Source organism: Rhizobium sp. UBA1881 (assembly GCF_002338015.1).
Taxonomy (GTDB): Bacteria; Pseudomonadota; Alphaproteobacteria; order Rhizobiales; family Rhizobiaceae; genus Rhizobium.
Window position 1 is genome coordinate 1 of the sequence record NZ_DDHH01000090.1, and the last position, 15,276, is coordinate 15,276.

The following is a 15,276-nucleotide window of genomic DNA, read 5'->3' on the forward strand; positions in this document are numbered from 1 at the left end:
CGAAGGGTCGGATGAGGGGGCCACACCGCGCAAACGCCCACCTCAGCACTCACCCCACAGCAAAACGGGCGGAAGATCCGCCCGCTGCATCATCCACAAACCCAATCCGATCAAACGAACTGGCTGAGCCCCGGCACCGAAGCGACGACCTCGTCGACGACTTCCTTGCCGGCGTGCTGTTCGGCAATTGAAAGGGTTTCCTTGGCGAGCGAGGTGATCTCGCCCATGCCGAGTCCTTCCGACATCAGCTGCTGGCCGAGCGCCATGATGCCGCCGCCGCCCAAAGCGCCCATGATGCTGCCGAGAAGGCCGCCGCCGCCGGTTTCGCCGGCGCCGTTATACTGGGCCACCAGATCGGAGGCGCCCGGAATGGCTTCGATCATCTTGGCGACCGGGCCGTCGGCCGCTTCGCGCTGGAGAAAGCCAAGCATCATGCCGAGCGCCTTTTCCGCCACTTCGGCCGGAATGCCGACCCGTGCGGCTATCTGATCCACGATTTCATTCATCGTCATCCTCCTGGTTTTATTGACGTTAACGTCAACGTTAATCGACTTCGAGTGGCAACTCAAGGCATCGGGCGGGAGAGCGGACCAAGATTGGCGCTTATCCCAGTTTTCCTTTTAATGCAGACAGTTGTCGGCATTGCGGTCCCTGCTTATAACAGTCGAAGCATATTACAATGAACATGCGGATTATGCTCTCCGCATTTTGACGCAATCGGCGTCCGTCGCCGGCAGGGAGACCTTTCGCATGCTCGAGGATGGCAAGATCTACATCGGTACCAGCCGCAACCCTGATGACAGTATCAACACCCCCGAATATCTGGAACTCAAATACGGCAACCGCCACGGACTGGTGACCGGCGCCACCGGCACCGGCAAGACGGTGACGCTGCAGGTGCTGGCCGAAGGTTTCGCGAGAGCCGGCGTTCCCGTCTTCTGCGCCGATATCAAGGGCGATCTCTCCGGCATTGCCATGAAGGGCCAGCCGCAGGACTGGATGACCAAGCGGGCCGAGCAGATCGGCTTTGACGATTACGAAGCGGACCAGTTCCCGGTGATCTTCTGGGACCTGTTCGGCGAAAAGGGCCACCGGGTGCGCACCACCATCGCCGAGATGGGCCCCCTCCTGCTCGCCCGGCTGATGGATGCGTCGGAGCCGCAGGAAGGTGTCATCAACATCGCCTTCAAGATCGCCGACAAGGGCGGCCTGCCGCTGCTCGACCTCAAGGATTTCTCCGCCCTTCTCAACTACATGGGCGAGAACGCCACCGAGCTTTCCAGCCAGTACGGGCTGATCTCCAAGGCCTCCGTCGGCTCGATCCAGCGCGCGCTCTTGGTGCTCGAGCAGCAGGGCGCCGAGCATTTCTTCGGCGAGCCGGCGCTGAAGATCACCGACATCATGCGATCAGACAATCGCGGCTACGGGAATATTTCGGTGCTCGCCGCCGACAAGCTGATGATGAACCCGCGGCTCTACGCGACCTTCCTGCTCTGGCTGCTGTCGGAGCTCTTCGAGGAGCTGCCCGAAGTCGGCGATCCGGAAAAGCCGAAGCTGGTGTTCTTCTTCGACGAGGCGCATCTGCTCTTCAACGATGCGCCGAAGGTGCTGGTCGAGCGTGTCGAACAGGTCGTGCGCCTGATCCGCTCCAAGGGCGTCGGCGTCTATTTCGTCACGCAGAATCCGCTCGACGTGCCGGAGACGGTGCTGGCGCAGCTCGGCAACCGCGTGCAGCACGCTTTGCGCGCCTATACGCCGCGCGAGCAGAAGGCGGTGAAGACGGCGGCCGATACATTCCGCCCCAACCCGGCCTTCGATTGCGCGACCGTGATCACCACACTCGGGACCGGCGAAGCGCTGGTGTCGACGCTGGAGGCCAAGGGTGCGCCATCGATCGTCGAGCGCACGCTGGTGCGCCCGCCATCCGGCCGCGTCGGGCCGCTGACGGACCAGGAACGCCAGCAGGTGATGGACAAGAGCCCGGTGCTCGGCGTCTACGACGAGGATGTCGACCGCGAATCCGCCTTCGAGATCCTGGCGGCGCGGGCGCAGAAGGCATCCGATTCCGATGCCGCCAAGCAGGCGCAGCCGACACAGCCGACCGAGGGAAGCGCCTCCGGCCGCTGGACGCTGCCGGGCTTTGGCGACGACGACAAGGACGAGAAGCCGGCGCAGGGCCGCCCCCGCTCCGGCGGCTACCAGCGCGAGACGGTGGTGGAAGCGGCGATGAAGAGCGTGGCGCGCACCGTGGCGACCCAGGTCGGGCGGGCGCTGGTGCGCGGCATTCTCGGCAGCCTGAAACGGTGATCCCTCAACTCTTTTCGGAAGCGACCGCGTGACGTTGATTTGGAGAGAGTTGAACCCCGCAGAAAAGCAGATCATCCAGCGTCTGGCGCGTCACGCCGCGCGCGGCGAGGTGCCGCCAGCCTGGGACTGCGACCACTACCGCGCCGCCGAGATCGACGCATCCGGCTCGCTACGCCTTCGCCTGCGCGACCGGACCGATTGGCCCGCCGACCTGCCGGCGCACCCGGTCGCGTCGGGCTATTTCGACGACAAGGAGGTCGCCGATCCCTACGGGCCGCTTGTCGACATCATCCTGTTTTCGGCCGCGGGCGTGCTTTCGGAATTGCAGATCTATCGCAGCGATGGCGGCGTGATCCTGAAGGCGATCGAGGCCGATGCCATCTTCCTGATCACGGTGCACGAGCATCATGGTTGAATTTTCGCGCTCGCAATGCTATTGCCGAAATACTTGAGAAAGGAGGGTTGCGCGTGACGATACATTTCCGATTCAATCGCCAGCGTGGCCCCGTCAACGCCCTGCAAATGCGTTTGCAGGGCTGACCAGAGACCGTTTCTCGACACCCTCTTCCTGGTCCGCCCCTCGTGGCACTGCAGCCGTGAGCCTATGCTCGCCTGCATGTTTTATAGTCCCCGAGCTTGAGCATACGCGCGCGATGAAGGCTGATGCCCGCGACGCGCCTGTGCTTGCTCGCAAGACCAGAGCAAGATCATGACGACAATCCATATCCGCAATCTCGGCATTACCCTCGGCAAGCCGCTGTTTTCCAACCTCACGCTTGCGATCGGCGCCGGCGACCGTATCGGCCTTGTCGCCGCCAATGGGCGCGGCAAGTCCACGCTGCTGCGCTGCCTGTCTGGCGCGATCGAGCCGAGCGAGGGTGACATCACCCGCTCGCGCGGGCTCACTATCGGCCATGTCGAACAGGACGTGCCGCCTGCCCTGCTCGCGCTGCCGCTGCACGAGGCAGTGCTGAAGGCGCTGCCCGAGGACCAGCAACTCAACGAAAGCTGGCGGGTCGACATGGTGCTTGCCGGCCTCGATGTGCCTGATGAGATGCGCGAGCGGCCGGTGGGACAGCTCAGCGGCGGCTGGCAGCGGCTGGCGATGCTGGCGCGGGTCTCGGTGACCGAGCCGGACGTGCTTCTGCTCGACGAGCCGACCAACCATCTCGACCTCGGCAAGATCGCCCGGCTGGAGGACTGGCTGAACGCGCTGCCACGCGACATGCCCGTCATCATCTCCAGTCATGACCGCGCCTTTCTCGATGCCACGACCAACCGGACGCTGTTTCTGAGGCCCGAGCAATCGGCGCTGTTTTCGCTGCCCTATTCGCAAGCGCGGGCAGCGCTCGACGACAGCGATGCGGCCGACGAGCGGCGCTACCAGCGCGACATGAAGACGGCGGAGAAGCTGCGCCAGCAGGCCGCCAAGCTCAACAATATCGGCATCAACTCCGGCAGCGACCTGCTCGTCGTCAAGACCAAGCAGCTGAAGCAGCGGGCGGAGAAGCTTGAGGACGCGGCCAAGCCCGCACATCTGGAGCGATCTTCGGGGGCGATCCGGCTTGCCAACCGCGGCACGCACGCCAAGGTTTTGGTGACGCTCGAGGATGCGATCGTGGCGCGGCCGGACGGCACGCCGCTCTTCAAGACCGGCAAGCAGTTCATCTGCCAAGGCGATCGCATCGTTCTGCTGGGCGCCAATGGCATGGGCAAGAGCCGGATGGTGACGATGCTGCGCCGCGCAATTATCGAATCTGACGGGGCGGTCGAGGGCATCAAGGCGACGCCGTCGCTGGTGCTCGGCTATGGCGACCAGGCGCTGAACGAGCTGATCGACGAGGAGACGCCGATGCGGATGATCCTCAGGCGCTTCGATGTCGGCGACGCGAGAGCCCGCGCGCTGCTCGCCGGCGCCGGGATGACGATCGAGATGCAGGGCAAGCCGATCGGCAGGCTCTCGGGCGGGCAGAAGGCACGATTGGGGATGCTGGCGCTGCGGCTGACCAACCCGAACTTCTACCTGCTGGACGAACCGACCAACCATCTCGACATCGAGGGCCAGGAGGCGCTGGAGAGCGAGTTGATGGCACAGCAGGCGAGCTGCCTGCTGGTCTCGCACGACCGCGACTTCATCCGCAACGTCGGCAACCGTTTCTGGCAGATCGACGGCAAGAGGCTGGTGGAAGTGGAGAGCCCGGAAGGCTTCTTCGCCGCCGCCGCGACAGCCGGCTGATCGGGCGGCCGTCGGCCTGCGTTAGAACGAAGCGGGTGCGGCGGCTAGCACGTTGAGCTTGCCGCCTGATATCGCGTAGAGGCTCAAGCGGCGCTCGACCTGGCCCGATGGCGACAGGCGGAAGAGACCGGTGACGCCGCGGAAGCCGACCTTGCTGGTCAGCGTTTCGGCGTTGAGGCCCGTCGGACCCTTGGTGCGGATGATGCCCGACGCGATGGCGATGGCGTCATAGCCATAGGCGGCATCGGCCGAGAGCGGGCGCTTGTAATGGCGCTGGTAGCGTTCCGAGATCAGCGAGGTGGCCTCGGGCTCGACCATGGCGATCAGCGTGCCGTTGGCGGTCGGTTCGCGGTAGGTCTGCGGCGGCCAGGCGCTGGTGCCGACGAAATTGAGATTGCTCTGGCCGCCGGCCTTGATCGCCCCTTCGATGGTGGTGGTGATCGCGGTGCGGCCGAGGATGAGGACCGTATCGGCCTGCTGCAGCTGCGGCTTGGCCGTCCCAACGGCGGCTGCGGCCGCTGCATCCGTCAGGTCATATCTGGTGATGCCGAGAAAGGTGCCGCCCGAGGCACGGATGGCGTCGGCCAGCCTCAGATCGGCTGCCTGCGGGAGATCACGCTGGGCGAAGACGACGACCTTCTTGTGGCCGCTGGCAGCGGCCGCGCGCAGGCCTTCCAGCGCGCTGTCGGTTTCGCTCGATGCGAGGTTGTAGACATTGCCTGATGTTGCCGGCACGGGCTGGCCGAGATTGAGGAGCGGCGGGCGCTGGTCGGACGGCATGGCGGCGACGGCTGCCGTCGTTGCCGGCGGCAAATAGCTGATGAGGATCGCCGAGCTTCTGGACTTGGCGGCGGCCACCGCAGCAGGCGCTGCGGCGGGGCTCGCAACGTCGATCACCTTGACGAAGGCCTGGTTGGCGCCGAGCTCGCCGATGCCGAGTGCTGCGGCATCCCTGACATCGCGCGACGGCCCCTCGAAGAGCCCGTTCGAGCCCTTCTGCATCAGCAGAGTGATCTCGGCACCGTTTTCGCCGAAGCTTTCCTCGACGTCGCTCGACGGCGGCTTGATGTCGTTGGTCTTGACGTTCCTGGCGATGCCATCGACGTCGGACTGGCAGGCGGCGAGTGCGCCGCAGGAAAGGACGACGGAGAGAAGCAGGAGCGATCGAGCGGCTTGCGCGCCCTTGTGGGCTGCGCGAAGGACGCCGCGTAAACCATGCGCGCCACGCGCCTCATCCCTGCCGTCAACGATCACTGCTTCCCCCAAACCCTAATCAGGCCGTCTATAGCGGCCATTTCGCGGCCTCATATCTGCATAGGCATTTGGCGAAAGCAAACCCTTCCCCCAAACTTAGTTGACGGAAAAGCTAAAATTTTCAGCTTTTTTGAGCGGATAACTTCGTTCTAAGTTATCCACGCTTCCAAACCCGATATTTATGGCTGATCTGTACATTTCTCCCAACAAGTGGAGAAATTAAGTCCCGTGACCAAAAGAACAAAAGCAAACAAAATCGCTTTTATCGCACTCATTTCGGCATTTTCTTCTTTTTATTACAATCACGCATCGGCTTCTGTTCTTTATAATACAGAAGCGTACGGCGCATCTTACTCCAGCTATATTTCAGCAAGCATCGCCGAGCAGGCGGCAAGCGCTGTCAGCGTCGGCGGCATGGCGCGCCTCGTCACGCTTGCCGGACGCGGTCTCGCACAGGCTTTCGGCTCGGTCGATCTCGCGACCCTGAAGACGCCGGCGCCGGTTGCGGCCGCCGCATTCAGCCCAGAGACCACCGCATCCGTGAAGCCAGCAACCCGCCCCTCGATCGCCGCGCGCCCCGATGATGGCGGCGTGTTCGGATCGGTGGCGATCCCCTTCAAGCGCCTGGCAGCCCTGAAGCGGCTGGCGCCTTCGCTGGACGAAATGACCAGCGGCACCGCCATTTCCTGCGGCGCGGGCAAGTGCACGGAGGCCGTCAGCGCGGTCAAGGCATCGTTCGCCAAGACCTCGCAGGCATCGCTGCGCGACAAGATGAACGCGGTCAACACCACGATCAACCACACGATCCGCTACGCCCGCGACATCGACACTTACAAGGTCGCCGATTACTGGGCGACGCCTTCCGAGACGCTGAAGCGCCAGCAGGGCGATTGCGAGGATTTCGCGATCCTGAAGATGGCGGCACTCAATGCCGAGGGCGTCGACCTGAAGGATATGGCGGTCGTCGTGCTCTTCGACCAGAAGCGCCATTTCTACCATGCCGTTCTCTCGGTCTCGGCCGGCGGCAACCACTATATTCTCGACAACATGCGCGACGAGGTTCTCGCCGATAGCCGCCTGCCCGACTACATGCCGCTCTATTCGATCGCCGGCGGCAAGGGCTACCTGCACGGCTCGCGCGTTGGCGGCAGCCAGATGGCATCTGCCATGCCGATCGAAAAGGTCGCGCCTGGCGAAGGTGTTGCCTTCTGATCTGAAGGCAAGGGCGAGGGCCGGGGCTGGCCTCCTCTCGCATCCCGCTTCGATACCGAGGCGAAATGGAGCCGCCGGCGCTGCATTGCCGGCGGCTTTTTCATCTCGGCCCCCTGACTTAGCCGAGGTATTTGTCGAGTTCGCCGAGGATCGAGGTCCAGCCCTGGATATGGCCGTCGCGGGCGCCTTCGCTGCGGAATTTCACCTGCTTCAGCGTCAGCTCGGTGGTTTCGGCGTCGATCTCCTTCAAGTCGATGGTGACGACGCTGTCATCCAGCGAATGAGGGGATTCCCAGGTGAAGGACAGGCGCGAATAGGGATCGACTTCGAGATAGGTGCCGGAATGCGGGATCTCGCGCTCCGGTGTGACCATCACGATCATGAACCGACCGCCCTTGACCGGATCGGTGGTGACACCTCGGGCATCGAAATTGCCCGATGGCGTCTTCATGAATTTGGCCAGCGCTGTTGGCGAGAGCCAGGCGTTGAAAATCTTCTCGCGCGAGGCGGCGATCTTGCGGCTTACCGTCAGTTCAAGTTCGGACATGACTTCACTCCTTTGAAACGAGTAACTCTTCCAACGCCGTCAGGCGCAGCTCCCATATCGACTTCAGTTGCGCGAACCAGTCTTCCGTCAGTCTCAGCGGTTCAAGCTCCGCGGCAATGAAATGCTCGCGGCCCAAAGTACGCCGGGTGACCAGCCCCGCCTCCTCCAGAACCTTGATGTGCTTGGAGACGGAATTCAGGGACATGTCGAAATGAGCAGCAAGCCCCGTCACCCTGAGAGGCCCCTCTTGCACGAGGAGCGTCAGGATCTGGCGCCGCGTGGTATCCCCCGCGGCCTTCAATATCCGTGACAGTGCGTCTTCATCCATTTCATTCACCCATGTGGTTGAATATATCCATATCCAAGCGATAGTCAACCACATGGGTGAATATCTTTACAGAGGTGAAAGGCGCCCTCCCCGGAAACTTTTTGCGCTACGCTGCCGTTTGCCTGAAACATTCGCTGACGGAGGAGAGACGCAATGAGCGAAGTTACCGGAGGATGCCTCTGCGGCCGCGTTCGTTTTACGGCATCCGGTGCGCCCTATCGGGTCGGCATCTGTCATTGCATGGATTGCCGCAAGCATCATGGGGCGCTGTTTCATGCCTCGGCGATCTTTCCCGAGGACGCGGTGCGGGTCGAGGGGGAGACGGGGGATTATAATGGGCGGTTCTTCTGTCCGCGTTGCGGGTCGCCGGTGTTTGGGCGGAGCGGCGATGAGGTCGAGGTCAATCTCGGGTCGCTTGATAGTAAAGACCAGTTCCAGCCGAGCTATGAACTGTGGACCATCCGCCGCGAGGGGTGGCTTCCGGCGTTTCCGTTGAAGCACCGGTACGAGCACGACCGGGATGCGGCGGGGCGTTTCGAGGATTGAGGTGGATCAGTAGCGGGAGATGTAGCCGATGAGCATCGACTTCTCGTGCGTCGGCGCCAAAGCCAGATTGATCTGGCCCTTCATGGTCTGGGTGCCCACGGCGATGGTGAAGCCTGTCGCCAGCGTCTTGCCCTTGTTGCGCGACAGGGTGGCGATGGCTTCCTCGATCTGAGTGTCGATCGAGAACCGCAGGCTCTTGGTGAGCTGCGCGAGATCGCCGAGCGGCAGGCGCTGGCGCAGCATCGACAAGAAGGCGTCGTTGAAGAGCTGTACCTTCTTTTCATGCGTCAACAGGATCGCCGGCGATGGCGAGGCCTGGATGATGGCGTTGACATTGGCGAGCGAGGAGATGTCCTCGACCGTATCCAGCCGGCGCAGCGCCCATTTGAGGCTGAGGACGCGCAGCAGCGAGGCGAGATTGCCGGATTCCGGCATCTGCGAGGCGGTGTAGTGCACGAGATCGGCGGTCGACATCTTGCCGGAGGCCGACATGCGGCCGAGGCCGTCCCAATAGATGCGCTCCAGCCGGATGCCGCGGCGCTCGCCGCCACGACCCGCGACAGCTCGGAAACGCGGCTCGATCTCTTCGGCGTCGATCGCGGGCAGCTGCTCGTCGGTCGGTTCGAGATCGGTTGCGTCCTGAATTCCGGGCTTGACGATCAGCATGGTCAGCGCTCCGTCAGCGCTTCGGTGCGCGCCTTGTTGATCGGCTTCATGAGATAGCTGAGCACGGTCTTGCTGCCGGTCATGATCTCGACCGAGGCGACCATGCCCGGGATGATCGGATAGGTCTTGCCGTCGCGCGAGAGCTCCGACTTGTCGGTCTTGACCTGCACGAGATAGTAGGTCTCGCCCTTTTCCTTCTCCACCAGACTGTCGGCCGAGATGTTTTCAACGATACCTTCGAGGCCGCCGAAGATCGAGAAGTCGTAAGCGGTGATCTTGACGATGGCCGGCTGGCCACGGCGGATGAAGGCGACGTCGCGCGGCGAGATCTTGGCTTCGACCAGCAGCGTATCGGCCGTCGGCACGATACCGGCGATGACGCGGCCGGGATCGACATAGGCGCCGATCGTATTGACCTCGAGCGTGTTGACGATGCCATCGACCGGCGAGCGGATGTCGGTGCGCTTGACGCGATCGGACGCGCCGCGCACGGTTTCGTCGACGACCGAGAGCTCGGCCAGCGCCTGCGCCTTGTCCGTCAGCGCCTGCTGGCGCAGTTCGAGCGCGAGATCGCCGAGCTGCAGCTTGGCTTCCTGCACGGCGGCCTGAAGGCGATCGATGCTTTCCTGATAGACCTTGAGCTGGCCCTGCTGATCGGTGAGATCGCGCTCGGTCTTCAAGACTTCGGTTTCGGCGACCAGCTTCTTCTTGGCGAGCGGACTGATCAGATCGTACTGGCGCTGGGCGCCGTCGATGTTCTGCGTCAGGCGATCGATATTGGCGTGCGCCTCGCTGAGCTCGTTTTCGCGCTGGCGGACGCGCTCTTTCAGCACGCCGAGCTTGTTGGTGTAGCTGGCGCGATCGGCGGCGAAGAGCTGGGCCTCGTTGGCGCAGACTTCCTTGGCGACGGCCAGAATATCCTCTGGGCAATTATAGGGCTCGTCGTACTTGCCCTCTTCCTCGAGCTTCAGGCGCGCCACCTTGGCGCCGAGCGCGCGGGCCTTGGCAACCGATTCACCGAGCGTAGAGGTGGTGGTGGTGTTGTCGAGCTGGACCAGGAGCTGACCCTTGCGCACGACCTGGCCGAGAACGACCGCAATCTGCTGGACGACGCCGGGTTCGGACGACTGGATGATCTGCGTCTTCGAGACGGGAATGACCTTGCCTTCGCCGCGGGCGATCTCGTTGATCTTGGCGATCGCCGCCCAGGCGACGAAGCTGGCGATGACGAGCGCCACGAGGCCGAGAATGGCGCGGGCGAGAAACGGCGGGTTGTCGTGCTTGTTCTTCATGACAGCTTAACCCCCGGAACGATCGGCGTCACGTTCGCAGCCGCCGCCGGGCCGACAGGCGCGCCGGAGGCGACGGAGGCAACCGGGATCGGATGGGACGGAGCAGCGGTTGCCACTTGCGCGACCGGCATGGCGGCCGAGCCTGCGGGGGCCGGCGCGACTGAGGTGACCGGAGCGACGGACATGGCGACCGGCGTGACCGGAGCCTGCCTTGCGACCGGCACAGCCTGCGGGGCCACGGCCGGAGCCGGCGCGCCGGGCTTGCGCTGCATGGCTTCGATGACGGCCTGCTTCGGGCCATCGGCGATGATGCGGCCCTTGTCGATGACGATCAGGCGGTCGACGAGATCCAGCATGCTGTAGCGATGGGTGGCGATGATGAGCGTCGTCTTGCGGTCGAAGGCCTTGGAGAGACGGGCTATCAGGTTGCGCTCGGTCGCGAGGTCCATGGCGCCCGAGGGCTCGTCGAGGAACACGACCTTGGGGCGCGTGAGCAGAAGACGGGCGATGGTGAGCGCCTGCTTCTGGCCGCTCGACAGATTGCTGCCGCGCTCGCCGACAGGCATGTCGAAGCCGCGCGGATGGGTGCCGACGAACTCGTCGACGCCAGTCATGCGTGCGACTTCGAGCAGGTCCTCATCGGTGGCGTCGGCGCGGCCGAGCAGCAGGTTTTCCTTCACCGTTCCGGAGAACAGATCGGAGGACTGGCCGGCGACGGCGACGTTGGCCCGCACTTCAGCCATATGATACTGGCGGATATCGACGCCATCGATCAGTACGCGACCGCCTGATGGGGCAAACAGGCCATCCAGCAGGCGGCCGAGCGTGGTCTTGCCGGAGCCGATGCGGCCGATGATGCCGATGCGCTCGCCCGGATTGACGTTGAAGGACAGCTTGTTGATGACGGGGTAATCCGAGCCCGGATACTGGAACGAGACATCCTGGAACGAGAAGGCGCCGCGGGTGATCTCGCGATTGACGAAACCGACCGTCGAGGGGCGGTCGTCAGGCTGTTCCATGATCTTGTCGAGGATGCGCAGCGACATGGTGGCCTGGCGGAAGCGCGCCAGCGTCATGGCGATCTGGCCGAGCGGCGCGCCGGCGCGGCTTGCGAGCATCACGGTGGCAACGATCGCGCCCATGGCGATGCGGCCTTCGGAGAACTCGTAGGTGCCGGCGATGACGATCAGAACGCTCACCATCTGCTGCACGAACATGGTCATGTTGATGGCGTTGGTGGAGACGTGCTTGATCTCTTCACTGGTGCGGCTGGAATATTTCGTCAGTTCCTGCCAGCGGCGCAGCATGGTGGCTTCGGCGCGCAGGCTCTTCAGCGTCTCGATCGTCGAGATGGTTTCGACCAGCAGCGACTGGCGGCGCGAGGCCTCGTTGGCGGCGGTCGCCATGCGCTTGCCGATCGCGGCTTGGGCGTAGAGACCGATCACGACCGAGAGCACGAAGGCGACGGCGGGGATAACGACCAGCCAGCCGGAGATGAGATAGATGACGGCAAGGAAGATGAAGACGAAGAGGCTGTCGATGATGACGCCGATCGTGTTCGAGGTGAAGAATTCGCGCACGAACTCATACTGCGTGACGCGGTTGGCATATTCGCCCGTCGACATCGGGCGTGAGGCCAGCGTCGAGTTCAACACCTTGTCAAAGAGCATCTGCGATAGGCGCAGGTCCGCCTTGCGACCGGCATAGTCGATCAGCGAGGAGCGCGCGGTTTTCAGCAGGAAATCAAAGAGATAGGCGAGCGTGATGCCGGCGGCCAGAACCCAGAGCGTCGGGATCGCCTTGTTGGGCAGAACACGGTCATAGACGTTCATGGTGAAGAGCGGCGAGCCGAGCGCGATCAGATTGATGAAGAGTGCTGCCACCATGACGCGGACATAGGTGCGCCAGTAAGGCGCCAGCGTCGTTGCCAGCCAGTGGCGCTTTTCGATCTCGACGGCATTACCAACAAGCGCTTCTTCGGACGCGTTCTGATAGTAGAGCGTGAAGGCGAAGGCCGTCTCGGGCTTTAGCGCGATCAGATCCTCGCGCGACAGACGCGAGGAAACGCCGGCAACGGGAACGATGTCGGTGATGTAGGAGCCGTCCTCGGCCATCTCCAGCAGCGGGAGCACGCCGCCATCGGCGAATGCGACGATAGCGGGACAATCGAAATTGCCCAGCCGGCAATCGCGCTCCGGATGCTTGATGACCTGAAGGCCGATGCGCTCGGCCATCTGCTCGACATCATCGCCCTCAAGCGATTCGGTGATCTCATCCGGAAGGCCGGAGAAGAGCACCGTATCGGAGCTTGGTCGACCATAGAACGCTGCCACGGACTTGAACGCGGCCTTGAATGTTTGAAGCGGCATGCTGCCGTTCGTCTCAGATGCAACGTTCCGCATGTTCTATGGTCACCTGACTACTACTGCTGCCGGATCGGCGCCAGCAGGTCCATAGGCATGCCAGCCTTCTGATGAGAGTCGACTTCGGCATATCCGGGATTCTGAGCGGCCGCTGGGACAGCGAACTCTTCTCGTGCGTAGGGCTTGGCCTGATCCAGCGGCTTCAGCTTCATGGTCTGAAGCAGATTGCCGGATGCGGCGAGGATCTTGTATTCCGCAAACAGCGAGGCAACGCGGGCTGTATCAGCCAGCACCTTGGTGTTGAAGCGGGTGTTCTGCGCATCGAGCACGTCGAGCAGCGAGCGCTGGCCGACCTTGAACTGCTCGCGGTAGGAACCGACCAGCTGGTTGTTGATCGACGACTGCTTGGCAAGGATGCCAGACAGTTCGCCGCGGCTGACGCGTTCGTTCCAGGCGGAACTGACCGATTCCTTCACCTCGCGCTGGACCTGCGCAAGCGCATAGCGCTCTTCGCCGGCGCGGCGGATCTGCTCCTGCTCGCGGGCGACATCGATGCCGCCGCGATAAAGGTTCCAGCGGGCGACGACGCGCACCTGGTAATCGTTGGTGTTGCCTTCATCGCCATCGATGTCGTTACCAACGCGGGCAGTACCCTCGAGATTGACCTTCGGCAGATAGTTGGCGCGCGCGCCGCGAACGCCGGCATCGGCCGCATCAACATCGGCGTTGGCCGAGAAGATGCGCGGGCTGTTCTTGTTGGCGACGAACAGTGCATCGTCGAGCGTCTTCGGGATATACTTGGCGACCGACGGCGGGGTCTGGGCATTGACGATCGGCTGGCCGACGGCCTTCATGAAGCGGATCTTCGTTGCTTCCAGCTCTTCGAGCGCTTCGCGCATGCGGGCCTTGGCGGCCTGCAGACGTTCGCTGCCCTGAAGACGGTCGGCATCGGTGAGTGCGCCGCCGCGGATGCTTTCATTGATATCGCCGACCATCGCCGTGTGGAAGGAGACGTTTTCCTTCGCGGCGGCAACGATCTGGTTTTGCAGCATATATTCCAGGTAATCCTGGATTACTTCGAGCGCCAGCGCTTCGGAGCGCTCAAGAACCCGGAAGGAGGCGCCATCGACGCGCGAGGCCTGCTGATCGACCTGCGACTTGCGCGCGCCGCCATCAAACAGCGTCTGCGTGACCGTAACCCCGACATCGCCTGGCGATAGGTAGTCATGGTCGGAGGTCAGCGTGCCCGTCGAGGAATTCGACAACCGGCGGCGGCCGATACCGCTCTCCAGATCAACCGACGGTAAGTATAGCCCGCGCGCCTGACGAAGTTCAAACTCGATTGCTTCTTTGTCTTTTGCAGCCTGAAGTATCTGCGGATTGGTTTTCATCGTCGTTTCGATGGCTTGTTGCAAAGACATCGCGTTGGCGTCGACGAAAAACGAGAAATTCAGAGCAACAGTGGCAGACAATGCTGCAATAATGCTTTTGGTTTTAAACAAGACGGATGCCCCTCAACATCTAAATTCACCGAGTGAACCCGTATACCGAACGCTTTCATTCGGCAAACAAGTAACACCTATTTTTCCACATTCCAATTGCGGCACAGGTCTTTCCTGCGGAGACGGTTAATTCCCAAGTATCAATAGCTAAAGCTAGAATTTTACAGGGTTTTTTAACGCCAACTTTTCCTGCCCGTGTTTATCTGCCGTTACTTCCACAGGGACCCGCCCCGCGATGAAATTCCGTCAGCGTTACCAATCCGCAACAAACCTTTCCGCACTGCGCATAGCATCGATCGTCTCGATCTGCTTCGCGGCCTTCTCGGTCGGTTTTTTACTTATCTTAAACCTTCTGATGCCGGAGCGACCATTTTTGGTTGGATTCGTCGGAGCCACCGCTATTTCGCTGTTTGTTGCATTTCCGCTGCTGATGATGCTGCAGATCAAGAATAACGAACTCAGAAAACTGCAGGACGCCGTTAACTATTCTCAGCGGCACGACAGCGTTACCAAGACGCTCAACGGAACTGCCTTCGCGGCCGCCGTCGAACACTATATCGACCGCCGCAAGCGAATCTCTACTGACGCGGGCGGCGTGATGATCGCCGTCGTCATCGACACGCTCGACGCCATCAGCCGCCGCTACGGGCCGCAATGGGCAGACACGGTGATGCACTCGCTTGCCGCGATCACCCAGTCGTCGGTACGCTCGGGCGACCTCGTTGCGCGCCTCGCCACCAACGAGCTCGGCGTGTTCCTGCCGGGCGCCACGATCGAGAACGCCCAGGATGTCGGCATGCGCATCCGCCGCCGCTGCGAACAGGCGGCATTCACCGCCGGCGACGCACCGCTTTCGCTCGACATACGCCTCGGCGGCGCGGTTTTCGACGGCCCGACCGACTTCAACCACATCCGCCAGCTGGCCGACGAAATGGCGATGGACCGCGGCGGTGGAGAGAGCGACGAGATCGTGCCGATTTCGAGACTGCCGGCGGCCTGAGGGCTGAGGTGGACACGGGAGCA

The 15,276-nt window shown here is 62.6% G+C and carries 14 protein-coding genes; 6 read left to right on the forward strand and 8 right to left on the reverse strand.

Going from position 1 to position 15,276, the window contains the following annotated elements:
- Positions 1 to 110: 110 nt before the first annotated feature.
- Positions 111 to 506: a hypothetical protein gene (locus B3605_RS10855; protein WP_047507717.1), complete on the reverse strand. Its 396-nt coding sequence runs from the start codon at positions 504 to 506 to the stop codon at positions 111 to 113.
- A gap of 244 nt (positions 507 to 750) precedes the next feature.
- Between B3605_RS10855 and B3605_RS10860 the strand changes: the two genes are divergently transcribed.
- From B3605_RS10860 to B3605_RS10870, 3 genes are all read left to right on the forward strand, one after another.
- Positions 751 to 2,307, forward strand: a complete 1,557-nt coding sequence (locus B3605_RS10860; protein ID WP_112944432.1) for a helicase HerA-like C-terminal domain-containing protein — start codon at positions 751 to 753, stop codon at positions 2,305 to 2,307.
- 49 nt (positions 2,308 to 2,356) lie between these two features.
- Positions 2,357 to 2,722: a hypothetical protein gene (locus B3605_RS10865; RefSeq protein ID WP_112944433.1), complete on the forward strand. Its 366-nt coding sequence runs from the start codon at positions 2,357 to 2,359 to the stop codon at positions 2,720 to 2,722.
- A gap of 294 nt (positions 2,723 to 3,016) precedes the next feature.
- Positions 3,017 to 4,543, forward strand: a complete 1,527-nt coding sequence (locus tag B3605_RS10870; protein ID WP_112944435.1) for an ABC-F family ATP-binding cassette domain-containing protein — start codon at positions 3,017 to 3,019, stop codon at positions 4,541 to 4,543.
- Positions 4,544 to 4,564: 21 nt separating this feature from the next.
- Here B3605_RS10870 and B3605_RS10875 read toward each other — a convergent pair whose 3' ends face one another.
- On the reverse strand, positions 4,565 to 5,797 hold the full coding sequence (locus B3605_RS10875; RefSeq protein WP_112944436.1) for an ABC transporter substrate-binding protein: 1,233 nt from the start codon (positions 5,795 to 5,797) through the stop codon (positions 4,565 to 4,567).
- Between the two features lie 414 nt (positions 5,798 to 6,211).
- Here B3605_RS10875 and B3605_RS10880 point away from each other — a divergent pair, with 414 nt between their 5' ends.
- Positions 6,212 to 7,009 (forward strand): transglutaminase-like cysteine peptidase, encoded by a 798-nt coding sequence (locus B3605_RS10880; RefSeq protein WP_296433819.1) that lies wholly within the window; start codon positions 6,212 to 6,214, stop codon positions 7,007 to 7,009.
- A gap of 118 nt (positions 7,010 to 7,127) precedes the next feature.
- Here the strand turns inward: B3605_RS10880 and B3605_RS10885 are convergent, their stop codons facing one another.
- Both B3605_RS10885 and B3605_RS10890 read right to left on the reverse strand, forming a co-directional pair.
- On the reverse strand, positions 7,128 to 7,556 hold the full coding sequence (locus tag B3605_RS10885) for an SRPBCC family protein (protein WP_112944438.1): 429 nt from the start codon (positions 7,554 to 7,556) through the stop codon (positions 7,128 to 7,130).
- Between the two features lie 4 nt (positions 7,557 to 7,560).
- A complete protein-coding gene (locus B3605_RS10890; RefSeq protein WP_047507735.1) occupies positions 7,561 to 7,884 on the reverse strand; it encodes an ArsR/SmtB family transcription factor in 324 nt (107 codons plus the stop codon).
- A gap of 153 nt (positions 7,885 to 8,037) precedes the next feature.
- Here B3605_RS10890 and B3605_RS10895 point away from each other — a divergent pair, with 153 nt between their 5' ends.
- Positions 8,038 to 8,430 (forward strand): GFA family protein, encoded by a 393-nt coding sequence (locus tag B3605_RS10895; protein WP_112944439.1) that lies wholly within the window; start codon positions 8,038 to 8,040, stop codon positions 8,428 to 8,430.
- 6 nt (positions 8,431 to 8,436) lie between these two features.
- Here B3605_RS10895 and B3605_RS10900 read toward each other — a convergent pair whose 3' ends face one another.
- The 4 genes from B3605_RS10900 to B3605_RS10915 are packed head-to-tail and all read right to left on the reverse strand — an operon-like array spanning position 8,437 to position 14,172.
- Positions 8,437 to 9,096: a ribbon-helix-helix domain-containing protein gene (locus B3605_RS10900; RefSeq protein WP_112944440.1), complete on the reverse strand. Its 660-nt coding sequence runs from the start codon at positions 9,094 to 9,096 to the stop codon at positions 8,437 to 8,439.
- Positions 9,097 to 9,098: 2 nt separating this feature from the next.
- The gene (locus B3605_RS10905) at positions 9,099 to 10,388 is read right to left on the reverse strand and encodes an HlyD family type I secretion periplasmic adaptor subunit (protein WP_112944441.1); all 1,290 of its coding nucleotides are present in this window, start codon (positions 10,386 to 10,388) and stop codon (positions 9,099 to 9,101) included.
- The gene (locus B3605_RS10910) at positions 10,385 to 12,790 is read right to left on the reverse strand and encodes a type I secretion system permease/ATPase (RefSeq protein WP_296433826.1); all 2,406 of its coding nucleotides are present in this window, start codon (positions 12,788 to 12,790) and stop codon (positions 10,385 to 10,387) included. The genes B3605_RS10905 and B3605_RS10910 overlap by 4 nt, the downstream gene beginning before the upstream one ends.
- A gap of 20 nt (positions 12,791 to 12,810) precedes the next feature.
- Positions 12,811 to 14,172: a TolC family outer membrane protein gene (locus tag B3605_RS10915; protein ID WP_296433828.1), complete on the reverse strand. Its 1,362-nt coding sequence runs from the start codon at positions 14,170 to 14,172 to the stop codon at positions 12,811 to 12,813.
- 454 nt (positions 14,173 to 14,626) lie between these two features.
- Between B3605_RS10915 and B3605_RS10920 the strand changes: the two genes are divergently transcribed.
- Positions 14,627 to 15,253 (forward strand): GGDEF domain-containing protein, encoded by a 627-nt coding sequence (locus B3605_RS10920; RefSeq protein WP_296433829.1) that lies wholly within the window; start codon positions 14,627 to 14,629, stop codon positions 15,251 to 15,253.
- Positions 15,254 to 15,276 lie beyond the last annotated feature (23 nt).